The organism is Rhizobacter sp. P3_B12 (assembly GCF_056402895.1).
In genome coordinates, this window is sequence record NZ_JBFUGN010000362.1 from 1 (window position 1) to 5,613 (window position 5,613).

5 protein-coding genes are annotated in these 5,613 nt (G+C 69.3%); 4 read left to right on the top strand and 1 reads right to left on the bottom strand.

The features are described from left to right. The 3 genes from AC1D01_RS18465 to AC1D01_RS18475 all read left to right on the top strand — a co-directional run. Positions 1 to 1,367 (top strand): sensor histidine kinase (locus tag AC1D01_RS18465; protein WP_477868795.1); only part of this gene is annotated, 1,367 nt, incomplete at its 5' end. A gap of 32 nt (positions 1,368 to 1,399) precedes the next feature. After that, entirely contained in the window at positions 1,400 to 2,341 is a 942-nt protein-coding gene (locus AC1D01_RS18470; protein ID WP_477868797.1) for a response regulator, read from the top strand. Positions 2,342 to 2,372: 31 nt separating this feature from the next. Next, on the top strand, positions 2,373 to 3,161 hold the full coding sequence (locus AC1D01_RS18475) for an NUDIX hydrolase (RefSeq protein ID WP_477868799.1): 789 nt from the start codon (positions 2,373 to 2,375) through the stop codon (positions 3,159 to 3,161). Here the strand turns inward: AC1D01_RS18475 and AC1D01_RS18480 are convergent. Next, complete coding sequence (locus AC1D01_RS18480; RefSeq protein ID WP_477868801.1) at positions 3,158 to 4,825, bottom strand: Na/Pi cotransporter family protein; 1,668 nt, start codon at positions 4,823 to 4,825, stop codon at positions 3,158 to 3,160. The two genes, AC1D01_RS18475 and AC1D01_RS18480, sit on opposite strands and share 4 nt — an antisense overlap. A gap of 84 nt (positions 4,826 to 4,909) precedes the next feature. Here AC1D01_RS18480 and AC1D01_RS18485 point away from each other — a divergent pair. Further along, the coding region (locus AC1D01_RS18485; protein WP_477868803.1) for an ABC transporter substrate-binding protein at positions 4,910 to 5,613 on the top strand (704 nt) is incomplete at its 3' end.

Here is a 5,613-nt window from a genome sequence, read left to right on the forward strand (position 1 = left end):
CCGAAGTGCTGCTCGCCGGGCCGGCGGGGGCCCGCGACGGGCTGGCGGCGGCGGTCGACCGCGTGCTGGTCGACACGCTCGTCTATGTCAACACGCCGGAGGTCGTCCATGTCGAGCGGGTCGACGCCAGCATTGCCCGCCTGCGCGAGCTTGCCAGGTCGCTGCCGGCCGAAGCGGCCCAGCGCGTGGCGGGCTTCTCGGCCCATGCCGAGACCGTGCTGCGCCAGCAGCAGGTGGGGGACAAGATCCTGAAGCAGCTCGCCGTGCTGCCGACCGCGCGCGCACTCGACGAGCTGGCCGACATGCATGCCCTGGAGCACGAGAAGCTGCTGGTCTCGCAGCAGACCTGGCGCTGGGTGCTGGTGGCGTACTCGGCRGTGCTGCTGGTCGCGCTGGGCTGGCTCGCGTGGCGGCTGATCGCCAGCTACCGGATGCTCGCCCGCGTGAACCAGGCGCTGACGCGCAGCCATGCCGAGCTGAAGGAATCGCAGGTGCACCTGGTGCAATCCGAGAAGATGTCCGCCCTCGGGCAGATGGTGGCGGGCATCGCGCACGAGATCAACACGCCGCTCGCCTACGTGAAGGGCACGTTCGAGGTGCTGCGCGAGCAGGTCGCGCCGGTGGCCCAGCTCGCGGCCAACAGCGTGCAGTTCGCGCAGATGCTGCACCTGCCGAACGAGCAGCGCGACCGCGCCCGGCTGCAGACGCTGGCCCACGAGTTCGACAAGTCCACGAAGGAGGTCGCCGGCAGCCACGTGATGGACGAGATGGGCCAGCTGCTGGCCGACGGCATCCACGGCATCGAGCAGATCTCCGAGATCGTCACCAACCTGAAGAACTTCAGCCGGCTCGACCGCGCGAAGGTCAGCGAGTTCGCGGTGCATGAAGGCCTGGAGAGCACGCTGCTGCTGGCGCGCAACCTGCTGAAGAACACCGTCGAGATCCGCCGCGAGCTGGCCTTCGACCTGCCGAAGATCCAGTGTTCGCCGTCGCAGATCAACCAGGTGTTCCTGAACATCATCACGAACGCGGTGCACGCGATGCCCGTGGATCGCCCGGAACCCGGCGTGATCACGCTGCGCACCGCGCGCGAGGGCGACGACATGGTGCGCATCGAGATCCAGGACAACGGCAGCGGCATCCCGGCGAACGTGCTGCCGAAGATCTTCGACCCGTTCTACACGACCAAGCCGATCGGCAAGGGCACCGGCATGGGCCTGTCGATCTCGTTCAAGATCGTCCAGGAGCACGGCGGCAAGATCCTCGTCGACACCGAGCCCGGTGTCGGCACCGTGTTCTCGATCCTGCTGCCGCTGCGCCCGCGTGAACCCGGCAAGTCCGGCGAACCGCTGCCGCTGGCGGCCTGACCCCACCCATCCCACCCGACGGAGCCCGCCACGTGACAGCCCCGCAGAAAGCCCGCATCCTGTTCGTCGACGACGAGGAACGCATCATCAACCTGCTGCGGGTGATGTTCCGCAGCACCTACGAGGTCTTCACGGCATCGGGCGGCGCGCAGGCGCTGGAGATCCTGAATCGTGAACGCATCGACGTGATCGTCAGCGACCAGCGCATGCCCGGCATGACGGGCGTGCAGCTGCTCGCCAAGGTGGGCCAGGCGTGGCCGGGCACGGTGCGCGTGCTGTTGACCGGCTATGCCGACCAGTCGGCCATCCTCGGCTCGGTCAACGAGGGCCAGATCTTTCGCTATGTCGCCAAGCCCTGGGACCAGGACGCGTTCCGCGTGACCCTCGCCGAGGCGGCCGAGATCGGCCAGATGCAGTCGCGGCCGGCCCCGATCGTCACGCCGCCGGGCTCGGCGGCGCGCGCCGCGTCGCGGCCCGTTGCGGGCGTGCTGCTGCTCGACGACAACGAAGCCGACGGCGCGCTGATCCGCGAGGCGCTGGGCACCCAGTTCGCGGTGCACTGTGCCGACACCGTCGCTGGCGCGCTGCAATTGCTGGCGCGCCACCACATCGGCGTGATGGTGTGCGAATCGCGCGTCGGCGGCACCGACACCGGCCAGCTGCTGCATACGCTGAAGACCCACTTCCCGGCGCTGATCACCGTGATGCTGACGCACCACACCGATGCGGACGAGGTCGTGCGCCTGATCAACCAGGCCCGCATCTTCCGCTTTGCCAGCAAGCCGATCCGGCCGGCGGCGCTGAGCCTGGCGGTGACGGCGGCGATGAAGGAGCACCATCGCTGCCTGGACGACGCACGCCATGTCGCACTGCACCGCACGATGCGCCTGCCCGGGCTCGACACGCCGATGGCCAGCGGCATCCTGCAGGGGCTGAAGGCGATCACCGCGCGCTGGCGGCTGTTCTCGGCCTGAGGCGCCGGGAGCCGATACCATCACGGCCACGATGGATGACATTCCCGACTGGCTGCACCACCTGAACACCCTGGCCGACCAGCCCCCGCTGCTGCTGCGCGAGCGGCTGTGGCTGCAGGCCACCGATGCGGTGATCGGCTCGATCGAGCCGCTGCTCGCCCGCCACATGGTCGAAGCCGACCTGCCGATGCGCCCGCGCGCCGGCGGCTGGCAGGTCGAAGGCCCGCCCGACGCGGCGCTGGCAGTGATTGCCCACTGGCTGCACGAGCATCAGCTGGCCGGTGCCTGGCGCAACGAGCTGCTGGTGGTGGCGAACGAACACGGCGAGCGGCAGGCGCTGATCGAGCGCGCCGCGGTGCGCCCGCTGGGCATTGCCACCGTCGCGGTGCACCTGGTGGGCCACACCGGCGATGGCCGCGTCTGGGTGCAGCAGCGCGCGTTCGACAAGGCGACCGACCCCGGCCAGTGGGACACGCTGTCGGGCGGGATGCTGTCGGCGAGCGAGACCGTCGCGTCCGCCCTGCACCGCGAGACCTGGGAGGAAGCCGGGCTGGAGGTGGCGACGATGCGCAACGTGCGCGCGCTCGGCCACCAGCTGGTGCGCCGCCCGGTCGACGTGCACGGCTACATGGTCGAGCGCATCGAGATGTTCGAGGGCGAGCTGCTGCCGGACCTGGACCCCGACAACCAGGACGGCGAGGTCGAGGGGTTCGACTGCGTGCCGGCCGAGCAGCTGCTGGAGAGCGTGAAGGCCGGCGTGTTCACGCTCGAGGCCGCCCTGGTGCATGCGCACTGGCTGCGCCGGCACCAGTATTTCTAGGATTCGTCCGAAGACAGCGCTGACAGCTGCGAATGCCGGATGCGCGTCTGCGACAGCGCGCCGGCCGATTCGAGGATCGGGTAGGCGATCGAGCAGATGTGCGAGTTGATGCGCTTCAGGTCGCTGATCAGGTCGATGTGCAGCGAACTGGTCTCGATGCTCTGCGCCGTGTTCTCCTGCAGCCGCGCGATGTGGCTGGCGGCGTATTCATGCTCCAGGTCGCGGAAACGCGCCTTCTCTTCGAGCAGCCGCTTCGCGTCGCGCACGTGGCCGTCGAGGAAGACGCTCATGCCCAGCCGCAGGTTGGCCATCAGCCGCTCGTGCAGGTGCACGATCTCGGCCATGCCGGCGTCGGAGAAGCTGCGGTTCTTGCGCACCTTCTTGTCCTCGATGTCCTGCAGCACGCGCTCGATGATGTCGCCGATCTGCTCCATGTTGATCGTGAACGAGACGATGTCGGTCCAGCGCCGGCTCTCGCGCTCGGACAGCGCCGCCCGCGAGATCTGCGTCAGGTAGAACTTGATCGCCGAGTACAGCTCGTCGACCACGTCGTCCATCTTGCGCAGCTGCTCGGCGAGCGCCAGGTCGTTGTAGCGGATCACCGGCAGGATGCCGCGCAGCATCGTCTCGACCACGTCGGCCTGGTGCAGCGCCTCGCGCGCCGCGCAGGCGATCGCCACCGACGGCGAGCTCAGCGCCAGCGGGTCGAGGTGGCGCGGCCGGTCGGTGCCGAGCGCGCGCGGCTGCGGCAGGTAGCGATCGAGCAGGCGCCCGACCAGCGGCGTGAACGGGATGAAGAGCACCGAGCGCGCGACGTTGAACGCGAGGTGGAAGACCACCACCTGCTGCAGCACGGTGGGCACGTAGTCCTGCAGCAGGATGTGGGCCTGCGGCAGCAGCGGCACCATCGCGAGGCAGCCGGCCAGCTTGAACAGGAAGTTGCCGAACGGCATGCGGCGCGACTGCACCGAGCCGCGCGCGGTGGCCAGCAGCGGCAGCGCGCCGGTGCCGAGGTTGGCGCCCAGCACCAGCCCGAGCGCCACCGGTGTCGGCAGCAAGCCGGCGTTGGCGAGCATCGCGACCAGCAGCACGGTGGCGAGGCTGGAGTACGAGACGACGGCCAGCAGCGCGCCGATGGTGATCTCGAGCATCACGTCGTTGGGCAGGCTGACCAGCATCGCGCGCACCGCGGGCGAGCGCGTCAGCGGCTCGGTGGCGGCGACGATCAACTGCAGCGCGAGCGTGATCAGCCCGAGCCCGATCACGACGCGGCCGACCCGGCCGATGCTGCGATCTTCCTGCGAGAGAAACATCACGACGCCGGCGAAGATCAGCAGCGGCGAGATCCACGACAGGTCGAACGACAGCAGCACCGACATCAGCGCGGTGCCGATGTCGGCGCCCAGCATCACGGCCAGCGCGGCGCCGGTGTCCATCAGGCCCTTGCCGACGAACGAGGTGACGATCAGGCTGGTGGCGGTGCTCGACTGCACCAGCGCGGTGACGCCGATGCCGGCCAGCAGCGCGCCGAGGCGGTTGCGCACGCTGCGAGAAATCACGGCCCGCAGGTTCTCGCCGAACACCCGCAGCATGCCGACCCGCACGATGTGCGTGCCCCAGACGAGCAGAGAGATGGCGGCGAGCAGGTTCAGCAGGTGTTGCATGTTCTGCAGTTGTAACCCAGATTCGGGCCTGTCTTTGCGATCATCCAGGCATCCAACTGCGGGGGAAGGCTCATGGGGCGGAACATGTGGCGCTGGCGCACGGCGCTCGTCGGTGCGTGGATGGCCTGCGCCGCGGTGGCGGCGTCGGGGGCCAGCCTGCGGGTGGCCAGCGGTTTCGATCCGCAGACGATGGACCCGCATGCGCTCGCGCTGCTGTACCACTCGCGGGTCATCACGCAGGTGTACGAGTCGCTGGTCGGGCGCGACGAGCAGTTCCGGCTCGAGCCGGCGCTCGCGCTGTCATGGCAGGCGCTGAACGACCGCACCTGGCGCTTCCGGCTGCGGCCCGGCGTGGTCTTCCACGACGGCACGCCGATGAGCGCCGACGACGTGATCTTCTCGATCGACCGGGCGCGCCAGCCGCCGTCGCAGCGCGCCTTCCAGCTTGGGGCCGTGGCCGAGGTCCGCAAGGTCGACGCGCTGGCGGTCGATTTCGTGTTGAGTTCGCCCGACGCGGTGTTTCCCGAGAAGCTGCCGTTCATCGGCATCATGAGCAAGGCCTGGGCCAGCAGGCACGGCATCGAGCGCGCGCAGGACTTCAACGGCAAGCAGGAGACCTTCGCGGTGCGCAATGCCAACGGCACCGGGCCGTTCCGGCTCGATCGCTACGAGCCGGACGTGCGCGTGGTGCTGAAGGCGAACGGGGAGTGGTGGGGCCGCGGCGACAAGCGCAACGGCAACCTCGACGAGGTGACGTTCCTGCCGATCCGCCAGGAGGCGACGCGGCT